This is a genomic window from Exiguobacterium sp. s123, from assembly GCF_018617075.1.
GTDB lineage: Bacteria > Bacillota > Bacilli > Exiguobacteriales > Exiguobacteriaceae > Exiguobacterium > Exiguobacterium profundum.
The window spans coordinates 86,784-107,595 of sequence record NZ_JACSJL010000001.1 but is presented as its reverse complement, the minus strand read 5'-3'; the positions used below and the strand labels follow the sequence as shown (position 1 = coordinate 107,595).

Annotated in this window: 20 protein-coding genes; 17 read left to right on the top strand and 3 right to left on the bottom strand. The window is 47.5% G+C overall.

Going from position 1 to position 20,812, the window contains the following annotated elements; all coding sequences use genetic code 11:
* Nucleotide 1: 1 nt before the first annotated feature.
* The 3 genes from KNO72_RS00560 to KNO72_RS00550 all read left to right on the top strand — a co-directional run bounded on the left by KNO72_RS00560 (nt 2) and on the right by KNO72_RS00550 (nt 2,216).
* Nucleotides 2-670, top strand: coding sequence for a hypothetical protein (locus tag KNO72_RS00560; RefSeq protein ID WP_214757026.1), 669 nt, complete (start codon nt 2-4; stop codon nt 668-670).
* 148 nt (nt 671-818) lie between these two features.
* The gene (locus KNO72_RS00555; protein ID WP_371815822.1) at nt 819-1,226 is read left to right on the top strand and encodes a GNAT family N-acetyltransferase; all 408 of its coding nucleotides are present in this window, start codon (nt 819-821) and stop codon (nt 1,224-1,226) included.
* 9 nt (nt 1,227-1,235) lie between these two features.
* Nucleotides 1,236-2,216 carry a Gfo/Idh/MocA family protein gene (locus tag KNO72_RS00550; RefSeq protein ID WP_214757025.1) on the top strand — a complete coding sequence of 327 codons (981 nt, stop codon included), beginning with the start codon at nt 1,236-1,238 and terminating at the stop codon, nt 2,214-2,216.
* A gap of 139 nt (nt 2,217-2,355) precedes the next feature.
* Here the strand turns inward: KNO72_RS00550 and KNO72_RS00545 are convergent, their stop codons facing one another.
* Nucleotides 2,356-5,742, bottom strand: a complete 3,387-nt coding sequence (locus tag KNO72_RS00545; RefSeq protein ID WP_214757023.1) for a dynamin family protein — start codon at nt 5,740-5,742, stop codon at nt 2,356-2,358.
* A 16-nt stretch (nt 5,743-5,758) separates the two neighbouring features.
* Nucleotides 5,759-6,379, bottom strand: a complete 621-nt coding sequence (locus KNO72_RS00540) for an NAD(P)-dependent oxidoreductase (protein ID WP_078146895.1) — start codon at nt 6,377-6,379, stop codon at nt 5,759-5,761.
* A 175-nt stretch (nt 6,380-6,554) separates the two neighbouring features.
* Here KNO72_RS00540 and KNO72_RS00535 point away from each other — a divergent pair, with 175 nt between their 5' ends.
* The 11 genes from KNO72_RS00535 to KNO72_RS00485 all read left to right on the top strand — a co-directional run bounded on the left by KNO72_RS00535 (nt 6,555) and on the right by KNO72_RS00485 (nt 17,129).
* On the top strand, nt 6,555-7,646 hold the full coding sequence (locus KNO72_RS00535; protein ID WP_214684309.1) for an FUSC family protein: 1,092 nt from the start codon (nt 6,555-6,557) through the stop codon (nt 7,644-7,646).
* A 111-nt stretch (nt 7,647-7,757) separates the two neighbouring features.
* The gene (locus tag KNO72_RS00530; protein WP_214684307.1) at nt 7,758-8,285 is read left to right on the top strand and encodes a PH domain-containing protein; all 528 of its coding nucleotides are present in this window, start codon (nt 7,758-7,760) and stop codon (nt 8,283-8,285) included.
* Nucleotides 8,282-9,781 carry a PH domain-containing protein gene (locus KNO72_RS00525; protein WP_214684305.1) on the top strand — a complete coding sequence of 500 codons (1,500 nt, stop codon included), beginning with the start codon at nt 8,282-8,284 and terminating at the stop codon, nt 9,779-9,781. Before KNO72_RS00530 ends, KNO72_RS00525 begins: the two co-directional genes overlap by 4 nt.
* A 617-nt stretch (nt 9,782-10,398) precedes the next feature.
* On the top strand, nt 10,399-11,661 hold the full coding sequence (locus KNO72_RS00520) for an NCS2 family permease (RefSeq protein WP_214684303.1): 1,263 nt from the start codon (nt 10,399-10,401) through the stop codon (nt 11,659-11,661).
* A 106-nt stretch (nt 11,662-11,767) separates the two neighbouring features.
* Nucleotides 11,768-12,238, top strand: a complete 471-nt coding sequence (locus KNO72_RS00515) for a DinB family protein (RefSeq protein ID WP_214757022.1) — start codon at nt 11,768-11,770, stop codon at nt 12,236-12,238.
* A gap of 198 nt (nt 12,239-12,436) precedes the next feature.
* Nucleotides 12,437-13,207, top strand: coding sequence for a hypothetical protein (locus tag KNO72_RS00510; protein ID WP_214757021.1), 771 nt, complete (start codon nt 12,437-12,439; stop codon nt 13,205-13,207).
* Nucleotides 13,204-14,127 (top strand): AAA family ATPase, encoded by a 924-nt coding sequence (locus KNO72_RS00505; protein ID WP_214757020.1) that lies wholly within the window; start codon nt 13,204-13,206, stop codon nt 14,125-14,127. The genes KNO72_RS00510 and KNO72_RS00505 overlap by 4 nt, the downstream gene beginning before the upstream one ends.
* Nucleotides 14,128-14,129: 2 nt before the next feature.
* On the top strand, nt 14,130-15,191 hold the full coding sequence (locus tag KNO72_RS00500) for a DUF58 domain-containing protein (protein ID WP_214757019.1): 1,062 nt from the start codon (nt 14,130-14,132) through the stop codon (nt 15,189-15,191).
* Between the two features lie 15 nt (nt 15,192-15,206).
* Complete coding sequence (locus KNO72_RS00495) at nt 15,207-15,929, top strand: hypothetical protein (RefSeq protein WP_214757017.1); 723 nt, start codon at nt 15,207-15,209, stop codon at nt 15,927-15,929.
* A gap of 203 nt (nt 15,930-16,132) precedes the next feature.
* Nucleotides 16,133-16,642: a hypothetical protein gene (locus KNO72_RS00490; RefSeq protein ID WP_214757016.1), complete on the top strand. Its 510-nt coding sequence runs from the start codon at nt 16,133-16,135 to the stop codon at nt 16,640-16,642.
* 25 nt (nt 16,643-16,667) lie between these two features.
* Nucleotides 16,668-17,129: an NUDIX hydrolase gene (locus tag KNO72_RS00485; protein WP_214688721.1), complete on the top strand. Its 462-nt coding sequence runs from the start codon at nt 16,668-16,670 to the stop codon at nt 17,127-17,129.
* 49 nt (nt 17,130-17,178) lie between these two features.
* On the opposite strand, the gene KNO72_RS00480 is transcribed toward KNO72_RS00485, so the two are convergent.
* On the bottom strand, nt 17,179-17,889 hold the full coding sequence (locus tag KNO72_RS00480; protein WP_214757015.1) for a GntR family transcriptional regulator: 711 nt from the start codon (nt 17,887-17,889) through the stop codon (nt 17,179-17,181).
* Between the two features lie 136 nt (nt 17,890-18,025).
* Between KNO72_RS00480 and bglA the strand changes: the two genes are divergently transcribed.
* The 3 genes from bglA to KNO72_RS00465 all read left to right on the top strand — a co-directional run bounded on the left by bglA (nt 18,026) and on the right by KNO72_RS00465 (nt 20,754).
* Nucleotides 18,026-19,462, top strand: coding sequence for a 6-phospho-beta-glucosidase BglA (bglA, locus tag KNO72_RS00475; RefSeq protein WP_214757014.1), 1,437 nt, complete (start codon nt 18,026-18,028; stop codon nt 19,460-19,462).
* 89 nt (nt 19,463-19,551) lie between these two features.
* Nucleotides 19,552-20,361 carry an MBL fold metallo-hydrolase gene (locus KNO72_RS00470; RefSeq protein WP_251028249.1) on the top strand — a complete coding sequence of 270 codons (810 nt, stop codon included), beginning with the start codon at nt 19,552-19,554 and terminating at the stop codon, nt 20,359-20,361.
* Nucleotides 20,362-20,430: 69 nt separating this feature from the next.
* Nucleotides 20,431-20,754, top strand: a complete 324-nt coding sequence (locus KNO72_RS00465) for an ArsR/SmtB family transcription factor (protein ID WP_074037016.1) — start codon at nt 20,431-20,433, stop codon at nt 20,752-20,754.
* Nucleotides 20,755-20,812: the final 58 nt, after the last annotated feature.

Genomic DNA, 20,812 nt, shown 5'->3' with positions numbered 1-20,812 from the left:
TATGAACGATGAAATAGAGGTGGTTGATTCCGATACGCGGAAGCCGATGGGTTCCGCTCGTTTGGTCAAGACCAATCATCAATTCTACATCCATTGGAATGGGTTGATTATGGACTTCAAACGGCATGAATATGTGGCAGGTATTCGAATCATTGACGAGAATCACTTGTTCATCTGGGCGTTTACGTTAGAAGGAGAACCGATCAATGCGTGGGTGTTAGATGCAGACGGAGACATCAAACATTCATTTCACGCAGGTAACGCGATTGCAGTAGTCGTTATAAATGAAACGGGAATCTGGATCGGGTATGGGGACGAGGGTATCTTTGGAGAAGGGATCTCGACCGAGGCACTCGTCTGCTTCTCAACAGAGGGAACCGTACGTTTTCACTATAATCAAGAAGTCAGAAATGCCCCGGTCCTTCATGATTGTGACGTGATGTGTGCATCAGAGAAGGGGGTGTGGGTCATCTCTTCAATCGACGGTCGTCTCGTTCATGTCCAAGTGGACGGACGGATTGACTCTTATCCGATGCCACGTCATCTCCTTGACTGTTCCTCGTTGACTATTGAAAACGGTGTAGCCTATGTCGGAAATGAGGAAAAGACTTATCGTTGGCCGATTAAGGAGAGGAGACGTGCCGAAGTCTTTCAGAATGAAACCAAATAATAAGAGAGTATATTAGCTTGAAATATATTTCGAATACCGTATTTTTAATCATATATAGACAGGGATGAACTAAATGATTGTACCAATCAATACTTGTATGCAAGAAGATATCCGCTATTTTTTTGTTAAACATTGGGGTTCAACTTAAATGGTCGTTTCTTCGGGAACATACGATTGTGCAGAGCTCGAAGGATTTGTCTACATGAAAACAAATCAAATTCACGGTCTTGTTACGTATGTTATTCGGGATGAAGAAGTAGAAATCATATCTCTTGATAGTCTGATAGAGAATAGTGGGATCGGCTCTCACTTACTCCATGCTGTTGAAGAAATTGGTATGCAGCACGGAGTTAAGCAATTAATCGTCATCACAACCAATGATAATTTGAGAGCGCTTGGCTTTTATCAACGTCGTGGCTATCGTCTAGAACGAATCATTCATGATGCGGTGACGCGGGCAAGAAAACTGAAAGCGACAATCCCACATGTCGGATATGATAAGATTCCATTATTGGATGAAATTTTACTCATCAAAAAACTGAAAGAACAGAAATGAGGAATTCACATGATTCGTTTCGGCATCATTGGTACAAATTTCATCACAGACTGGTTTATTGACACAATCAATCAGTTGGATGACGTAGAAGTGACAGCACTCTACTCGCGCACGGAATCACGTGTTAAAGAATACGCAGAAAATCACTCCATCTTACATACGTTCACGTCACTTGAAGAAATGGCTCAGAGTGATGTCATCGATGCCATCTATATTGCGAGCCCGAACTCACTTCACGCCGAACAGAGCATCTTATTCATGCAGCATGGCAAACACGTCCTCTGTGAAAAACCGCTCGCCTCAAACGTCCAGGAAGTCACTCGTATGATTGAAGTCGCGAAGGAGAACGAGGTCGTCTTACTTGAAGCACTACGAAATCTGTTCATGCCGAACCTTGAACGGGTTCAACAGGCGATGGAGCGAATTGCTCCGGTGCGTCGGGCCGTTTTCAATAAATCACAGTATTCTTCACGATACGACCTGTACAAGAACGGGGAAAATCCAAACACGTTCAATCCTGAGTTTTCGAACGGCTCGTTGATGGACCTCGGTGTCTATCTCCTCGGACCTGCCTTAAAACTGTTCGGTCAGCCGAATGAAGTCCAGGCGAGCGGGGTTACGTTAGAATCGGGAGTGGACGGGAGCGGAACGGTCATTCTCTCCTATGATGACCTTGATGTGATTGTCATGCACTCAAAGATCCATGCGACATCGACGCCTTCTGAGATCATCGGAGAAAAAGGGCGTATCGTCATCAATGATATCGCGACGTGCGATGAAGTCCGTCTAGAGTTACGGGAGGGCACGTCAGAAATCGTATCAGAATCACAGAATGCTCCGATGTCCTATGAGATCGAAACGTTTGTGCGAGCAATCGAAGCTAGGAATTTAGAGACAGTTGCGCATTCAGCAACAGACATGGTTCGTCTTGCTGATGTGATGACGAACGTTCGAACACAGCTTGGCGTGGTCTATCCGGCGGACAAATAAGTACAAAACGGTCCTTGATGTCATGTGGACATCAAGGACCGTTCCTGTTATTCATTGTTCAAATAGAGATATCTCAGGAAGAGTCCCAAGACAATCGTCATAACGACAGCGGGAATGAGTCCGATTAGTAGTAACGTACTCATACGGTTTCCTTTCTGAGCGACTCGAGACGTTCATGCATCTCATCAAAGGAATGGTTGTCCGTCAACATGCTGAGCTCTGCATCTGCGATTTCCGTCACTTGAGTCGACCATTCTCGTTCAATCTCGATTTCGGATTTCTTGATTTCTTCGTTGGCCCGCTCGACTTGTTTCGAGTGAATCGTTTCAAGACGCGACCGAATCATATCGCGAAGCAGTGAGGTCAACTCATCTTTCAGTTGTGTCCGTCCGTCTCCCTCGAAAAATTGACTCGCATTCTTATAGCGCTTCAACACCGACTGATAGGGTGATGTCTCGAGATGAATCGGTTCGATAGCCTCTCGTAGCCATGCCACGCCGAGATCTCGGTCGAATTCAAGCGTCGGAAGGAGAGACGCTTGACGTTCTGTCAATCGTTCGACCAAGGCGACGAACTCGCGTTTAACGTATCGCTCCAACCGATATTGGAACACTTGGAGCTCTTGCTGGATGTCATAGGCATACTTATCGAGTGTCCGTCCGAGGGCACGCTCCAAGCTCTTCCTTGACCCATCGACCTCGACCGGATGGAACGTTTCCTTGACGAAGTCCGAGAGGCGGAGGAGCGAACGCGTCTCGAGATGGGCGAGGAGTTCTTTCGCTTCCCGGTCAAACAAATCGATGAGTGCTGACACATCGAGTGCCGGTGGGTTCTCGAGTAAAGCGATTAACTGCTGGCGACGATGTTCTTTCGCCGACGCGTCTTCTTTCGCTTCATTCAAAACACGATCAAATGCAGCGAGTAGCGCTGTCGTTTCTTCCTGTATACGCATCGCGTTGGCGAGACGAAGGTCTTTGTCGACATAGCGTTCAAGTGTTGAGACGAATCGATCGAATCCTTCGTCATCCCCCTGCATGGCGTTTCGGCTTGAGATGGGGAGAACGCTTGGTCTCCGAACACCGAGCGCGGTCAACTGTTGTGAGACATAGCTTGTGACCGCATCCCGCTCCTCGTCATCTGTCGCAAGATCAGAGGCGTTCACGAGGAAGAACATCTCGTGATCTCCCGTCCCTTGGACCCGTCCGAGCTGAATGACGAGCTCCCGGTCCGCTTCCGTGAACGCATGATTATAGTACGTGACGAACAAGACGGCGTCCGCGTCACGCATGTAGCCGAACTGTACCTCGCTATGTCGGTTGAACTGTGAATCGGCACCTGGCGTATCGACGAAGACGATACCACGTCGTGCCCAAGGGGAGTCGAGATATAGTTCGATTTCTTTCACGATACAGCTTTTCTCTTCTTGTGCGACGAACGCGCAGAACGTGTCATAGTCGACGATTTCCGTTTGTCCGAGATAATCGAGCGGTGCCGCTTTTACCGCATTGACGAACGGGTGGTCGACATCGAGCGAGGTGAGGGAAGTCCCATAACCTTGTAACTCTTCTTCGAGTTCATCGTGTGATTTGAAGGTGATTGATGCCGTTCGATTCGTCCGTCCGTTCGGCGGGACGATCTTTGTGATGGATGCCGTCAACGGGTTAGGGGACGTCGGTAATACCGTCTCACCGAATAGCGCATTGAGAGTCGAGGACTTTCCAGCCGAAAATGCTCCGAAGATGGCGAACGTGTACTGTTCATGCTTCGCACGCTCGATTTTCTTGCGTAATGTCGAGACACGGGAGCGGAATAACGGATGATCCTCTAATATTTCACATACCGCATTTTCATAAGAAAAATCAAAATTAAATAAATGATAATCATCTTCCAAAATCGACGTCGATGCAACCTCTGATTCAACAACATTCGACTGTTTTTCGGGGAGATACGTTGCATCAACATAGTTTCGAACGGCCAACTGATCTAACCGAATTGAATCAAGTTGCAACACTTCATATTGACCGATAGCATTCAGACGGTTCGAAAGACGAATCCGTAACGCTTCCGTATCGAGCGCTTCATACAACGCTTCCTCTTCAGTCGTAAATTGTTCCAAGCGCATGTCGACTTCCGCTTTCATGTACGTATCCGTCGAATGGACCCAAGGTTCAGATACTTTCGTCACCCATGACGCAAGGGCCGTCTCGATGTCACGACTGAACTGTAACACCGTGTCACCACTTAGGGATGCGCCGGATTTCACTTGTTCGGTGATGAGTGAGCTCGGTGCAATCGGGAGGACATCGCCTTTCGGTAGCAAGGTCTCTGGAAGTTTCAAATCTCGGATGATGTCTTCCGCGTACTTCACGAGGTGCGGTCGTAAGTTCATATCAATCAGACGGTTGAACTCTTTGGCGGCCACTTCCTCACGACGAGCTCGTTCCTGCTTCGTCTTCTCTTTCGAGAACAATAGTCCGACCTTGAAAGAAGGAGAACAACTCTCGAGATAAGAGCGTAATAACTCACGGAACTCATAAGTCATGATCGGTGCACTTTCGACGATTGGTGCCTGATGTTTGAAAAATTCGCGACGGAATGATGTCCACCATGCCCGTTTCTTCTCAAGGCGATGTAGACGTGACTGCATTTCCTTCGGACTCTTTTCATAAGTTGGCAATTGATCCAACGTCGATTGAATCGATGTTTCGTTGCGGCGGACTAGCGTATGAATCAATGCATCCGCATGCTCGACTTGCTGCTGTCTCGAGTCCGTGATGACTTGTCGCACATACGACCGCAAGCGCTCGACTTCGTTATGTGGATGCTTAAAATCACGAAGTGAGATGTAGAACGTGTCATTTGGTATGATGTCATGATGACGGAACGCCTTCGTCAATGAGGCTTTGAAGTCCACAAAGGAAAGCTCATCCTCATCATGCTTGTCGATTTGGTTAATGATGATGGAATAGGGACGACCTTCCCGGCTAAATTGTTTCATCAGCCCGATGTTTTGTTCCGATTGGACATGGTTGTAGTCCATCATGAAGAACAAGTGATCGGCCAAGAAGAGCGAGCGCTCCGTCGCTTGGCGATGTCGTTCATCCGTTGAGTCAATCCCTGGCGTATCCATCAACACGACGTGTTCATCAAACGGGAATCGGTCAATCGTATACTCGACTTCCTTAATTTCCTCGACTTTGCAATAGTCACTGATGTTTGATAGGGAAGAAGGGTCTAATGAAATCCAGTCCGTATCATTGATCGCGACAGCTGCCGCAGATTCTCCACCTCGCAATGTGACGATATTGGCACTTGTCGGAATCGGACTTGTCGGAAGGAATCCGTCCTCTAGCCAGTCGTTGAGCAATGTCGACTTCCCGGCTGAGAAGTGACCACAGACGGCAATCCAGACTTCTTCATTCGTTACTTTTTGTAGGGCTGTCCGAGCGAGTCGTGCAGCGTCCGTCATCTCCTCTTGTTCAAACGTTAAAGCGAGTCGTGCTAATTGTTCTCGTTGTTCGTGCATGTTTCCCATCCCCTAATTATGATTCCGTCGTGATGCCGACACGGTGTCCGACATATGCATCATTCGTTAAACAATCCATTGCTAAATCGGCGACATCGTTCCTCGAGATTGGACCTGATTGTTTCGTGCCTAATACCTTTTTTGAGATGATGATGTCTCCGTCCGATTGCTCATCGATCAGTTGAGTCGGACATATGATTGTGAAGGCTAAACCTGAATCCCGTAATAACTCATAAGCACGGGCATGATCTTCGGCTGCGGTTGTCATCGTACGCTTCGATTCTTTCGTTTCAAAGCGATAGTTGTCGCTATCATGAGCCTGTAAGATGCCGGCGGTCCCGACCGTGATGATGCGTGTTACGTTAAATTGTTTCATCGCTTCGATCACGAGTGGTGTGAATGTAGACAATACGTTCTGTTTGTCCGTCCCTAACGCCGAGATGACGACGTCTGCAGATTGAACCGTTTCTCGTACTGCTGCTTGGTCCGTCGCGTCTCCGATGATTTGGTTGACACCCTCCTTAGAATCCATCGAATGTCTTGTTAAAAGTTTGACGTCATGTCCTTGATTTAATAAACGCTCAAGTATCCGTTCCCCTGTACGGCCACTTCCGCCGAATAAAGCAATTGTTGACAAGTAAACCCCTCCCCATCAAGATGAAAGAAATATCCAACGCCATCATAACACGGAAGCGTTCACAAAACTGCCTGAAATGGTTCATTTCCACTTGAAAAGAATATGGTACGTTTTAGAATTGAAGAAGAAGGCAAAAAATACATATGACAGGTGTAAGAGAGGAAGGCACCACTACATGAAATTTGGGGCTAGAACTATTAAGACCGGACTATCGGTCGCAATCGTCTTGCTGATTGCCGAGGCATTTCAATTCCAACAAATCGTCGTCCCGGCACTGGCCGCATCGCTCGCACTGCTTCCGTCTGTCTATCAGACCGGACTACGATTAATTGAAGAGATGAAAGGGAACCTGATTGGAGCATTACTCTCCGTCTTATTTCTGCTACTCACTCCGAATCCGACACCAATCGCTATCGGATTCGTCATCATCATCGCCATCTCCATTCTTCTCTTTTTAAATTTAGAATCGACGACACGGACCGTCATCTTGACGACGATTCTCATCATGGAAGGGGCGAGCCAGTCGGATATGCCAGTGTGGGTGTTTGCGGGTGAACGTTATCTACTCATTATGATGGGGATTACGGTCGCATTGATTGTGAATGCACTGTTGTTCCCACCTCGCTACGAACGGAAACTCGAAGCCCAAATCACCGACACATTTCAAATGGTTGTTCGGATCGCACGCTTGTTTGCGGAGACGGAAGGCGGCCGCTCCTCATTCGAATCGTTACCAGAGGCGAAAAAGTTGCATAGCGACTCAAAACAAACGTATGCCTATTTTGAAGAAGAAATTAAAGCGAATCGATGGCTTGAGAAGAAGACCCCGATCTTTCGTCGAGCTGTCCTGAAGTCTAAAATGATTGAGACGAACCGTGCCGCGCTCCATGTCATCGAGAAGCTCGATCATGATTTTCATACGATTGAACAACTTCCTCCACAATTGAGCGAAGAGCTGTATCGCCACATTCGTCACTTGTTGCGGCGACATGAGCGTCTGTTTTCAGCCTACGAGCTCGAGAACGAGCACCTCATCGATCGAGAAGAGGATCTCATCCATGAGAACTTTGACTTTGCGAAGTTAATGATTGAGAAGATGAGAGAAGAAGAGGAAGAACTCATTCTCATCGTCGTGCCGCTCGTGGCGACGATGACTGACTGGGTCAAAGCAATGAATGAACTCGAACGCTACCTTGTCACTGAAATGAAGAAACATGGAGACAACCTAAAAGTGGAACCACGTAAGAAATGGTTTTTTGAAGACTGAGAATCGGGCCGATATTCGGCTCGTTTCTTGTTTTCGTTCAATACGAAACCTTTTTGTGGCTTCAGCGTATAAAATAAAGACAGATACATAAGAACGATAGGGGGATTCACCATGTCAGAAACAACACCGACACCTGAAGAAGGTGTCACACCACAACGAATCAGCGGCACACTTCCAATCGAGGCACGTGCCGTCTTCCGGTTATCAAGTGCGATTTTTTATCTCATCGGACTTCTTGTCACAGGTGCTCTCGTGGCGGCCGCTTACTGGTTCGACTGGCCGACTTGGATACAGATTGGTTTGATCGTGCTAGTCGTCATCGATGTCGTCTATAGCTTGATTGATCTCATCTGGTTCCAAAAGTGGAAACAAGAACGATTCACGTATGACGTTCAGCCTCTCGAGATTCGGATTCACCATGGGATCATCACGACACACGATGTGCTCATCCCGATGACAAAGGTCCAATATGTTCATGCGGAACAAGGACCGCTTCTCCGTAAATACGGGTTACAGACCATCACCATCGGGACAGCGGCCGGTTCTCACGAAATCTATGCAATCGAAGAGTCATTCGCCAAGACACTCCGTGAACAGATTGCCATCTATGCACGCATCGAAGAGGAGGATGTCGTATGACCGAGACCGCGTTAACATGGCATCGACTCCCGAGTCGCGTTTTGGTGCTGCGTATTCTCGAAGTCATCAAGTCGTTCGCCATTCCAATCGTCTTACTCTTTGTGCTCAATAACGACTGGGACTCGACATTCGGTATCATCATCCGAGTCGGGATTTTACTCTTCCTATTACTCGATATTGTTCAGAAGTTCTTCGGATGGTTAAACTTCCGATATGCCCTCGATGAAAAGACTGTCTATGTCATCGAAGGGAACTGGTTGAAAAAAGAAAAATCGCTTCCACTCTATAAGATTCAAAGCGTCCATTCCAACAGCCCGTTCCTTTATCGGTTGCTTGGTGTGGTGGAATTGACGTTCGATACGAACGCCAATAGTGACGATGCTTCCTTCAAATTGGCGGGTGTCTTCCCGACCGAAGCCAAACGACTGGAAGAAATCCTCGAACAAGTTCGTCACCGGAAACAAAATGGAGTTGCGGTAGATGACTCAGAAGAGTCGGATGAGACAGCTGCACAGGCAGCACCGGTACCAAGTCGCCTGTTATATGCCTTGTCCACGCGTGAAATCGTATTGGCATCCATCACGTCGCTCTCTGTCTTCGCCATCTTCCCGGTCGCCTCGACGGTTATCTCGTCAATCGACGACTTCATCAACTTGGATGGGGCGTTTAATCAAGTTGAAGACTATGTCGTCCATGCGTCCGTCATCGCCATCGGTCTTCTCGTCATCGGAGTGTTGATGCTATCGGTCGTGATCGGCATGATCATCAACTTCTTGAAGTATGGGAACTTCCGACTTGAGCGGAGAGGGGAACGCATTCGTGTCGAGAAGGGATTGTTGAATCGAAGCGCGAAAGAAATTCCATATGAGAAGATTCAAGCGATTTGCATCAAAGAGACGTTCATTCGTCGCTGGTTCCACATCGTCGGGGTCGAACTCGTCGCAGCAGGAACGATGGATGAATTGAAAGATGAATCATCGACGATTCTCCCGTTCGTTCGTCGTGACCGGGCGATGCAAGTACTCCGTGAACACTTCACGCACTTCACATGGTCGGACGAACTTCATCGATTACCGAGACGTGCCTTAGGAATCAAGCTACTCCGAATCAGCTGGTTCGGGATTATCATATCAGGGATCGTCCTTTACTTCTTCCGAGATTACGCCTGGTGGCTCATGCTCTTATGGGTCATCATCATCGGGGGACGCGTCCTCAGTTACATCACCACAAAATATGTCCGCACGGATCAATTCATCCAGTTACGGACTGGAGCATTCAACGTCCAATCATTTTTGACAGACAAACCACGGATCGAACAGATTCAAGTGAAGCAATCGCTCTTGCAACGTCGATTCGGACTTTGTACGGTTCAGTTCTCGACACGTGGAGGATTCTTATCAGTCGAGACCATCGATGATATCCCGAAAGAAGATGCGGACGCGATGCTCGTCTGGTTCTCCCGATACAGTGAGATGAACGAAAACCGCTCAGGCTGATTGATCCTGAGCGGTAAGATTATTTGTGATTTTCGTGTCAAATAACGTTTCTCTTACTGAAAACGCGGATAAAGTATGGTATGATGCAAGTAGAAAGAGACCGGTGCTGGACACACCGACCTCTGGCTTACAGGCTACCACTTTAAGAGTGGTCCCAGCCGCCACAATGGTTAGTGAATCAGAAAGTGACCCATCTCATTGCGCCGAGGGGGTCATTTTTTTGTGCGTTCAGACGTTGCACGATCGGATGTTCGGTGAATCACCAAATGAACGATGATCGGAGCAAGGATTGGGATCATCACATAATCCCCAACCCAGGTCCAAAGTTGTTCCATCCGCACCACCGCCTTCCTCCATTGTGGACTTGGCGGCTGACCCCACTATTGCTGCGTTAACCTGCCCCTTCATTATAACAGATTTGTTCGCAAAAATGCGCCGAAAATAAGAACAAACGTTCTTGTTTTATAAAATGAATCTTTTGATGGAATCGGTCTCATAAATGGGTCCAAAGAAGGAATTGAGTCGAATCACTCTTGCTTGTTAGATGTCTGACAGGATATAATCAATCTCGTGTGTATACACGGGTGGGTGAGGGTGCCAATAAAGGATTGATTCCTATGGCAAAACAAACAGAATGGAAAACAGAAACATACGGGGGCGTGCTGAACTTCCTGGCGACAGCATACATCCCGGCCGTGCATGCGGCAATCTTGACACAAGCCGGACTCCCGTTCGAGGGGGCGCTCGTCGGAGCGATTTTGACAAGCATCATCGGGACATTGATTGCGGGATTCTTCAATCTGCCGCTTCTCTTGTTACCGGGAATGGGGATTAATGCGCTCTTCACGTACACGCTCGTCCTACAGATGGGATTGAGTTGGCAAAGCGCGCTCGCCGTCTCGTTCGTCTCAGGTGTACTCGTCGTATTGTTGACGGTCACCAAAGTGGCTAGGAAATTGGCGAACGCGTTTCCACCGATCATTCATGACGGATTGACGGTCGGTCTCGGTCTCTTCCTCATTTTGATTGGTCTTGAGGCGGCAGGAATTGTCTCAGGTGGGGGTGGGGCATTGCTTCACATCGGTGACCTCGGAGAGCGTAACGTCCAGGTGGCCTTTTTATCACTCTTCGTCGCCATCTTACTGTTCTTGAAGATGGGGCCGAGTAGCTTCCTTTGGACGATCGGTTTCGGTGTCGGACTCAGTGCCGTGATGGGAACACTCGATTGGACGGGAAGCTTCGCGTTGACACCGTTCTTCGAATCGTTCGGCACGGTATTTGGGAACATCTCGTTCGCGGAATCTGCGTCTCCACTCTTCTTCGTCGCGGTCGGTGTGCTGACGCTCGTCTTGTTGATTGAAAACATCAGCTTGATTCAGAATCAGACACGGGCAATCGGCAAAGAAGAAGAGGCGCCGAAAGGTCTCGTCGCACAAGGTCTCTCGACGATGGCCGGGGCCATGTTCGGGTCAAGCCCGACCGTCTCGACGGTCGAAGTGGCTGCCGGAATATCGGTCGGGGCGCGAGGCGGTATCGCTTCGTTCGTCACGTCTGGATTGTATGTGGTATCACTCTTATTGCTACCGCTCTTTGCCATCATCCCGGTGACGGCGATCGCTCCGGTGTTGATCATCATCGGAATGATGATGTTCCAGAACGTGAAGCATCTGCCACTCGATAACTGGGAACATGCCTTCCCAGCAATCCTTGTCATCATCATGATTCCGTTCACGTATTCCATCGTCGATGGGATCGGACTCGGATTCATCGCGTACACGATGATTATCTTGTTCAAGAAGGGCTACCGATCACTCAGTCCAGTCATCGGTGTCTTGACCGTATTGTTCTTAGTTTTCTTCTCATTACCAGTCTGGTTATAGAGACACGCACGGCATCGTTCATGAAGAACGGTGCCGTTTTTTTGATTTGAAAAGACTCGTTCGTGCTATAATCGCAGTAATTTGAAGAGAACGGGGAGGAGATTGGATGCAAGTTATTCAAGAATTCGCATCGTACACAGAATGGCTCAAGTCGTTAGAAAAGCTGAGTGAATCTGAGTGGAATAAACAGATTCACTCTGAGAAATGGTCCATAAAGCAAATCGTCTTACATATCGCCCATTGGGACAATCATCTGTTGAATGTCATCATCCCATCGGTGAAGAACGGTGAAGGAATGATCTTCCCTGACTTTGACTCGTTCAACGCACGGGCGACGAAAAGGGCGGAAAAATTGACATGTGACGCGGTTTTGAAAGAATCCCTCAACAGTCGACGAACACTCATCACCATGCTCGAGTCCTTAAGTGAAGAAGCGCTGACTTACAAAACGACAGCGAATGGTGTCTCGCATGATCCGCCTCAAGGTGTCCCCTACTCGTTACATGTGATCATCGAAGAATTCATCGAACATGACCGACACCATATGAAGCAAGTCGAGTCTATTCTCAAGCGATGAAAAAAATTTATGAGTCTATAGATCAACTGCTCGTTCAATGAACGGGCTTTTCTCTTGTCTGAAAATAACTGAATATTCCGTAAAAGTTCATGGTATAATCCATTTAATCCTATTTCCAAAAAAAGGATTTAAACTATGAGAGGAGCCGTCACGTCAGATGAAAACGATCAAACTGAATATACATAAGCGGAAACACCGATGAAACAAGCCAAAACGATTTTTGTGTCAGGAATTCTTTTCTCCTTGCTACTTGTCGCCCTCATCTCCTATTCCGGTCAACTGGGATACCGTTACTACCAATCATTAGATATCTCAGGGAGCGAGATTACAAGTTGGATCACCGACTGTCATGACAAACGAAAGTTTTTAGGGATTTTCGAAGTGACGGATGTCGACTTTTGGTGTGGGGATGCGCCATATGAAGAACCAGAAGGGAACGGCCCAGACGGAGCAATGATTGACTCAGAAGAGGATTCAGGTGGTACACCGAAAGAGCGGATCAAGGACCAATCCCCTTCTTACGGAAACCCGTCAGGAGAAGAGACGAGCAGCGTCTCCTACCTCCCATACATGATTACCGGAATGATTATCTTGCTCGGATGGTGGCTCTGGAAAAGACGACGCCATTCGAAGAAACAAAGCGAGGCGGGAGAGTTAGATATCGAGGATCACTCGCTAGTGACTTCTGACAACGCGTCGATGCAGATAAACCGAACGATTCATCCATTACCAGCATCGGCTATCCGAAAGCAGTTGATTCAATTCGAAGCAGCGTTACCTCCATATAAACGTCGTCGCCCAACTGAGACGTTGTCGACTTGGGCGAAACGAATCGAGCTCGATGCATCCCTACTTACCTATTTAGAGACACGTTATGATGATGGAAACATCTCACCACAACGTGAGCGAGCGTTCACCCAACAACTTGATGAATACCTACTACGCACACAAAAGGAGTCGAACTCATGACCATCCGACACGTATTGGACCAATTAGACCGCATTTACCTCGGTAAACCGGAAATCACAAAATTATGTTGCACAGCCCTATTGGCGAACGGCCATATCTTGCTAGAGGATGTGCCTGGGACGGGGAAGACGTTACTTGCGAAAAGCATCGCCAAAAGCTTTGAGGCAGACTTCGCCCGAATTCAATTCACAGCCGACCTGCTGCCTTCTGACATCATCGGTTCAGACTTCTTCAATATGCAGACCCAGACGTTCGAGAACCGCACCGGACCGATCTTCACGAATATTTTACTCATCGATGAAGTGAACCGCGCCGTTCCGAGAACGCAATCCGCCTTGCTTGAAGCGATGGAAGAACGCCAAGTTTCTATCGGTGGCGTCACCTATCAACTACCGAAACCATTCTTCGTCATCGCGACGCAAAACCCTATCGAGTCGGCGGGAACGTTCACGCTACCGGACGCCCAACTCGACCGCTTCCTCATGTCCCTTCAAGTCGGATACCCTGGGGCAGACGAAGAGCGGAACTTGATTCTACAGACGATTTCAAAGACGAGACAGACAGTGCATGCCTTGATGACGAATGAAGCTTTTTTAGAAGCACAAGAAGAAGTCGAGAATATCCGGATTCATGAAGATGTCGTCACGTATTTGCTCGCACTCATCCACGAGACGAGGCAACACCCGTTAGTCGAAGTCGGGGCGAGCCCACGGGCGACGCTCGCGCTCGTCAAGGCCTCACAAGCTTATGCGTACTTGAACGACCGTCAGTTTGTCACGCCTGAAGATGTTCAAGCCGTTGCGCCACATGTCCTCTCGCACCGATTGACCCTCACCCTTGAAGGGGATATCAAATCGACGAAGCGACAAGTGTTGGTGGACGTACTCGAGTCCGTAACTGTCCCCGTCGAAAAGGTGTAACGATGCGACAGGTCGAAATCAGTACACCATCCATCTTACAAGACCAACTTTGGCCGGCTTATGTCAGTCTCGGTCTCCTCACCATGTGGATACCTTATGTATGGCCCATCGCTTATGTATGCGGAGCATTATTAATCGTCATGTTCATCCGGAAACGAATCATTCGAACACTTTCAAACGAAGTCTCATTTTCCATCCGGCAGAAAGAAGATCTCTTGTTCATCGACGATGAGACATCATGTATCGTCCGTATTGATGGGTATGAGCGAATCATTGCCCTTGGTGTTCCGCTATTGATTCGGCTAGAGGGTAATGAACGGATGGTATTCGAGGACGGGTCACAGGCATACGACACCAGGATCGAACAGGACATACATCATGTGAGCGTCTCGGCTGTGAAGCGTGGACCTGCTTCGATTCATATGTGTGTGATGCGTGTCACCTTACCGTTTTATTTAGGTACTCTTTTTTTCACGGATGAGGAGATGGATATGCCCTCATGGATTGTGTTACCTACCATCACGAAGTCACCAATCACCGAATCTCGCATGATTCGGATGGGTGACCGTATCGTCAAGCACTCCCCGTTGAACGATCCGTTGATGATTCAGAGTGCAAAACGATATGAGAAAGAACCGGCTAAACAGATTGACTGGGTCGCCACTTCAAAAGTCGGTCATGTACAGGCAAAAGTGTTCGAACGACAAAATCTCGACACATTCACGATTTCCCTTGATTTGAGCGGTCCGCTCGGGAACGGGCTCCATGCGCAATATGAAGACTTGATTCAACAGACGGCGTATTGGGTCTCTTACTTGATCAAAGAAGATTGTAAAGTGGAACTGTTAATCAACCGACTCGACAAAAACAACCAAGTCGACCGTGTTACACTGGGAGAAGGAAGAAAACAATTACGGCTCATTCTCGTCCGACTGGCGATGATTCATGAATCGAACGCGTTTGTTGCATCATCGCGATTCACGTCATATGTCAGTCGTCACAAACAGCCTCACGCCGAATTGATTCACATCAATCACGCGATGCTGCTGAAATCTTCAGGGTGATGAAGGGAGAAACACATGCGACGAATGACGGGCTTACTCATATGTTGTGTCGGACTACTTGCAAACACAACAATCGTATCAGCCGAGATGACTGAATCCTCGGCGGAACGTTTTGCAGATGCATATTTTTATGACATTGTGATGGATCATATTCAGGGAGATGATCCGGCTAATTATCATATGACAGACAGTGAGAACATCTCGTTCGGACCACTACTCGAGACATACGTACCGTCATCCTCTTGTTACAAAACGGGAGAAACATGTACGTTCGTCCCAACGAAAGAATATGTGGCGACCGTCTTTCAAGATGACGAACCGGTCAACGTGATCGGAACATATGAACAAGCAGCGGGTACATATGCGTTCTCAACGTTTGGTTCAGATAAAGAAACCCCGAAAGCGTTGACGGACGTAAAAGGCGATCTCGTGAAGTACACAGAAGAATCGGCTTGGTTTGATTATGATGGGGACATGTTGACGGCGTTGACATCTAATACAAAACAGATGATTAGCGGAGATGAAATTTCAACTGAGGCGTTTCAAGTATTATTGGTTGAAGAGAATGAAAGTATTGAAGGGAATGCCGAAGAAGGGATGATGGATGGAGCGGATGGCTATTCGGATGAGGAAGAGTCAAACAAGCCAACATCGAATACCAACCGATTGATTGGCTTTACTGTGTTAGCGATATTGCCATTCGGATATTGGTTCCTCAAGAGACGGAAAGCAACATGATGTCAAAACACTTATCCAATCATCATAATCCACTAGAATTAGTGGTCATACCGAGTCATGCATTGAGAGACAGAGAAGCAACCTACTTGATCTTTCGCCATTTGGAGAATGAACAGTTTCCATTACATATAGAGCGTAAGCGGACTGTAAGGGATTCGAGAAAACGTCGCTTCTCTTTTAAAAGTCAGGAAGAAGAGCATGTGATGACCAAAACCATCAAAAATCGTGAGGTGTTAGAGTCGGAATTGACGCTCTCTTCAAATGAGGTCATCGTCTTAAGAGGAGAGAGGAATTGGATTCTGAGCTATTACGAAGACGGGTTGACGCTTCAAGGAAACCAAGTGAAACGTGTCTCGACAACTGGTATTGTCCAAATGGAGACATTTTTTGAACATGTGGTTAGAGGCGCGTTTCCCATCAAATTGGCGTTTGGTTTAGGTGGGACGTTTGCTCCATTTGAAAACGTGTTTCGCTTTATATTGCATAACCCAGATTGGAAGGGATTGATTGAAGACGAATTATTGCCTGAGCTTCAGATTCCGAAGGCGAAGAATGTGTGGCAGTCCCTCTCATATCCGACATACGAGCAGACGCTTGAGACGTTCACTATTGAATTTCATCCAAATATACTAGGAAATTTCATACTCGCACATGATGCTAACGATACGTACTATTTCATTGATCATGTGAATGGGGATATCAAGATTTTTTAAATTCTAAATACAGAGGGGGAGTGTAGTGAGTTACATACAGCATATGCGTCAATTAATCGGATCGAATCTATTAATCACTGTAGGATGTGGAGTCCTCATCGAACAGGACAATCAAATTCTGTTGCAACACCGAAAAGATCATCATGTTTGGGGAATCCCCGGTGGCGTTATGGAGCCTGGGGAATCATTTGAAGAGACAGCCATCCGTGAAACTCTCGAAGAGACGGGGCTCTCCGTGGATAATTTGAAACTGTTCGGAATCTATTCCGGTGATGAGGGATATGCCAATTATGAAAACGGTGATCGCGTCTATAGTGTTCAAGTCATCTTTTACACCCATTCATTCTCAGGAGAAATTGCTCAATTGACAGACGAAAGTCACGAACATCGATTTTTCTCAAGAGAAGACCTACCACGATTACATCAACATCAACGTCGGTTCATTGACGATTGGGTCGAACAGGTTAATCTCCCGGTCGTGAAGTGATATTCATCTTGCGACAAACAACCCCTCATGCGCGCATGAGGGGTTGTCTTTACATATAGGGCCCGTTCGCCTGAATGACGAACTGTGAATGTGTGTAATGATAGGTGATGCGGGAATAGTCAAATGGTTTCCCATTCGTGAGATGGAAGATCGTCTCGATGCGAAGTGTCGGGTCATTCTCTTGCAATCCGAGGTGTTCCGCTTCACTTTCCGTCAATCGCCCGACCTGTAGATACATGTCAGAAAATCCAATCGTGACGCCGAGCGCGCTTTGGACATAATCGAAAATAGAGTCTGCCACAATTTCGCGATTCAAATAGGGGACGATAGCTTTCACATAATAGGATTCCTCGTGACAGAGCACTTCCCCGTCCACATATCTCACCCGTTCGACCCGGTACACATCGTCCGACACGGCAATCCCGAGATTCTCTGCAACGGTCGAGTCTGGCTTCACGACAGACACATCAATCACATCAGATGTCAAGATACGGTCTCCGAGATTGCTCTTGAACCCTTGGGTGGAGAAGAGGCTCATATAGCCAGGTCGATTATGTCGTCTGACGAAAATGCCGCTTCCCCGCAGTTGAAAAATGACACCCTTTCGTTCAAGCAGCTCTAAAGCTTTCGTGATGGTGCTTTTGCTCACCACATATTGATTCATCATCTGCTCAAGGACAGGGAGCTTATCGCCTTGTTTTAAGTTTTGTTCGTGGATGTATTGTTCGATTTCATTTGCGATTTGTTGGTATTTTAGCATCGTCATTCCTCACTTTTTCGTCACTGATTTTATTATATCATGAGAAAACAAAAAATGTTTAAGTGTATCGACCTTGTTAAATTGTACCGGTACAATTATACTTGACGTGTACGATTCATGTGAAGGAGGACTTACAATGAAGACATTACCGAACGATTTTCTATGGGGAGGCGCGCTTGCCGCTCATCAATTCGAGGGCGGTTGGGACGCTGATGGCAAAGGACCGAGTGTCGTCGATGTCTTGACGGCAGGTGCACACGGCGTCGCTCGCCGGATCACAGACAAGGTCGAACCGAATGAATTCTATCCGAACCATGAGGCGATTGACTTTTACCATCGTTATAAAGAAGATGTGGCCCTCTTTGCTGAGATGGGATTGAAATGTTTACGTACTTCCATCGGATGGAGCCGCATCTTCCCGAATGGTGATGATGCAGAACCGAACGAGGCGGGTCTCCAATTTTATGATGACTTGTTCGATGAGCTACTCAAACACGACATCGAACCGATCATCACACTGTCGCATTTTGAGATGCCGCTCCATCTTGCCCGTGAATACGGGGGATTCCGAAATCGTGAAGTCGTCGAGCATTTCGTCCGCTTCGCTGAGGTCTGCTTTGACCGTTACAAAGACAAGGTCAAATACTGGATGACGTTCAACGAAATCAACAACAAGATGGACGTCAACAATCCACTCTTCTTATGGACGAATTCGGGAGTCCTCTTAGAAGAAGGGGAGAACGCCCGCGAAGTCATGTATCAGACCGGACACCATGAACTGATTGCGAGCGCTCTCGCCGTTGCCAAAGGGAAAGCCATCAATCCTGACTTCGAGATTGGAGCGATGGTCTCTCACGTCCCAATCTATCCGTATTCATCAAACCCGGACGATGTCATGCTTGCCGAAGAGATGATGCGGCAACGCTATTTCTTCCCGGACGTACAAGTTCGTGGGTTTTATCCAAGTTACGCCTTGAACGAGTTCGAGCGGGAAGGGTATAACATCCCAATCCTCGAAGGGGACAAAGAGATTTTACAGAATGGGAAGGTCGATTATCTCGGTTTCAGCTATTATATGTCGACGACCGTGAAGAGTGACGTCGTCGCGGACAACAGCGGAGATATCGTCAACGGTGGTTTGCCGAACGGCGTCGAGAACCCGTATATCCAGTCGAGTGACTGGGGCTGGGCGATTGACCCGGTCGGTCTCCGTTATGTGCTCAACCGACTCTATGATCGATACCAAATCCCGCTCTTCATCGTCGAGAATGGATTTGGTGCCGTCGATGAGATTGTCGACGGGAAGATTCATGACGCGGCCAGAATCGACTATTTGAAGGCACATATCGAACAATTGAAGCAAGCCGTCCTCTATGACGGGGTCGATTTGATCGGGTACACACCTTGGGGTATCATCGACATCGTCTCGTTCACGACGGGAGAGATGAAGAAGCGGTACGGGATGATTTATGTCGATCGTGACAATGAAGGGAACGGATCGATGGAGCGGATGAAGAAAGACTCGTTCGACTGGTATAAGCGGGTCATCGCGACGAACGGAGAGAATCTCTAAATAAGATGAGCAAAGAACTGTGAAATGTCTGCAGGTCTTTGCTCTTTTTCGATATAATGAAGAAAAGTGAAAAATTGGAGGGACGCATGATGCAAATAAAGAACTATGGACCGGTGACGGCTGTTTGTGCCAACGTAAAGAACGGTCCATTCGAGATGTCGATGTATGTGTATTATATCGACGGGATGCTCATCGATACGGGAACACGCACGATGCTACCCGAACTTCAACCGTTTTATGAGTCGGTTCCAATCGATCTTGTCAGCATCACGCACCCCCATGAAGACCATATCGGAACGGCAGCCTGGCTTGAACGGTCATACGGTGTCCCAATTTACATACGAGAATCCGCCAGGGACATGTGCCGGACGGGGCTAGATATCCCAGATTATCGGGCACACTTCTCAGGAGACCCGGAACCGTTTCAGCCGATTGCCTATTATGACAATCAGATCACGTCAGAACATCATACTTATCATGTGATCCATACACCTGGTCATGAACCGAATCACGTCGTCTTATACGACGAGGAGAACGGTCGGCTGTTCTCGGGTGATTTGTTCGTCCATCCTTATCCGAAGGTGATGATTCCGGAGGAGTCGGTACCTGAACAGATTCGTTCGCTCAAACGTGTTCTGAGTCTTAATTTCGAGGAAGTTTATTGCCAACACGCCGGGCATCTCGAACAGGGAAGGGAGCAACTGACCAAAAAGCTCGATTATCTAGAACGTTTGACGGATAACGTGATAACAAAAACTGCAGCGGGCTATACGATTGACGACATCAATGCTCAGCTCTTCCCCGAACCATCGCCGCTCGTCAAAATCTCCAAGCGGGATTATGACTCGAGACACATGATTGCAAGCATACTACGTGAAGTGTACGAACAACTTCGTTGACAGAAGGCGGATCACCTAGTATTCTTAGTACAGGATTAAACGTTTAAACTTTTAAACGGAGTGATGAATATGAAACAACCAGATGCCACACCAGAAGTCTCGTTATCTTTATTTGAAGATGCGATTCCGTTGTTCCAAGTATTAGCCGATGTCAATCGTCAACGTATCATCGTCGAGATCGCTAAACATGAACGCTTGAACGTCAATCAGATTGATGAAAAGATCGAGTTGTCTCGACCGGCCATCTCGCATCACCTCAAACTACTTCGACAAGCGGGCATCGTTTCATCGGAGAAAGTCGGGACAGAGAACTTTTACTTCCTGACGCTCGAGAACGCGGTCGGACTGCTGAAGGCACTGACACGAGCGATTGAAGACGAATGCATCCTTTGACCTTTCTTTTTGGAAACAGAGAGAAAGGCTTCTTTTTCACCAATGAGTTTATACGTTT

What these genes read in the sequence shown, in the direction of transcription:
- KNO72_RS00560 (WP_214757026.1), top strand. Translation starts at nt 2, where the DNA reads ATGAACGATGAAATAGAGGTGGTTGATTCCGATACGCGGAAGCCGATG.
- KNO72_RS00555 (WP_371815822.1), top strand. Translation starts at nt 819, where the DNA reads ATGGTCGTTTCTTCGGGAACATACGATTGTGCAGAGCTCGAAGGATTT.
- KNO72_RS00550 (WP_214757025.1), top strand. Translation starts at nt 1,236, where the DNA reads ATGATTCGTTTCGGCATCATTGGTACAAATTTCATCACAGACTGGTTT.
- KNO72_RS00545 (WP_214757023.1), bottom strand. Translation starts at nt 5,742, where the DNA reads ATGCACGAACAACGAGAACAATTAGCACGACTCGCTTTAACGTTTGAA.
- KNO72_RS00535 (WP_214684309.1), top strand. Translation starts at nt 6,555, where the DNA reads ATGAAATTTGGGGCTAGAACTATTAAGACCGGACTATCGGTCGCAATC.
- KNO72_RS00530 (WP_214684307.1), top strand. Translation starts at nt 7,758, where the DNA reads ATGTCAGAAACAACACCGACACCTGAAGAAGGTGTCACACCACAACGA.
- KNO72_RS00525 (WP_214684305.1), top strand. Translation starts at nt 8,282, where the DNA reads ATGACCGAGACCGCGTTAACATGGCATCGACTCCCGAGTCGCGTTTTG.
- KNO72_RS00520 (WP_214684303.1), top strand. Translation starts at nt 10,399, where the DNA reads ATGGCAAAACAAACAGAATGGAAAACAGAAACATACGGGGGCGTGCTG.
- KNO72_RS00515 (WP_214757022.1), top strand. Translation starts at nt 11,768, where the DNA reads ATGCAAGTTATTCAAGAATTCGCATCGTACACAGAATGGCTCAAGTCG.
- KNO72_RS00510 (WP_214757021.1), top strand. Translation starts at nt 12,437, where the DNA reads ATGAAACAAGCCAAAACGATTTTTGTGTCAGGAATTCTTTTCTCCTTG.
- KNO72_RS00505 (WP_214757020.1), top strand. Translation starts at nt 13,204, where the DNA reads ATGACCATCCGACACGTATTGGACCAATTAGACCGCATTTACCTCGGT.
- KNO72_RS00500 (WP_214757019.1), top strand. Translation starts at nt 14,130, where the DNA reads ATGCGACAGGTCGAAATCAGTACACCATCCATCTTACAAGACCAACTT.
- KNO72_RS00495 (WP_214757017.1), top strand. Translation starts at nt 15,207, where the DNA reads ATGCGACGAATGACGGGCTTACTCATATGTTGTGTCGGACTACTTGCA.
- KNO72_RS00490 (WP_214757016.1), top strand. Translation starts at nt 16,133, where the DNA reads ATGACCAAAACCATCAAAAATCGTGAGGTGTTAGAGTCGGAATTGACG.
- KNO72_RS00480 (WP_214757015.1), bottom strand. Translation starts at nt 17,889, where the DNA reads ATGCTAAAATACCAACAAATCGCAAATGAAATCGAACAATACATCCAC.
- bglA (WP_214757014.1), top strand. Translation starts at nt 18,026, where the DNA reads ATGAAGACATTACCGAACGATTTTCTATGGGGAGGCGCGCTTGCCGCT.
- KNO72_RS00470 (WP_251028249.1), top strand. Translation starts at nt 19,552, where the DNA reads ATGCAAATAAAGAACTATGGACCGGTGACGGCTGTTTGTGCCAACGTA.
- KNO72_RS00465 (WP_074037016.1), top strand. Translation starts at nt 20,431, where the DNA reads ATGAAACAACCAGATGCCACACCAGAAGTCTCGTTATCTTTATTTGAA.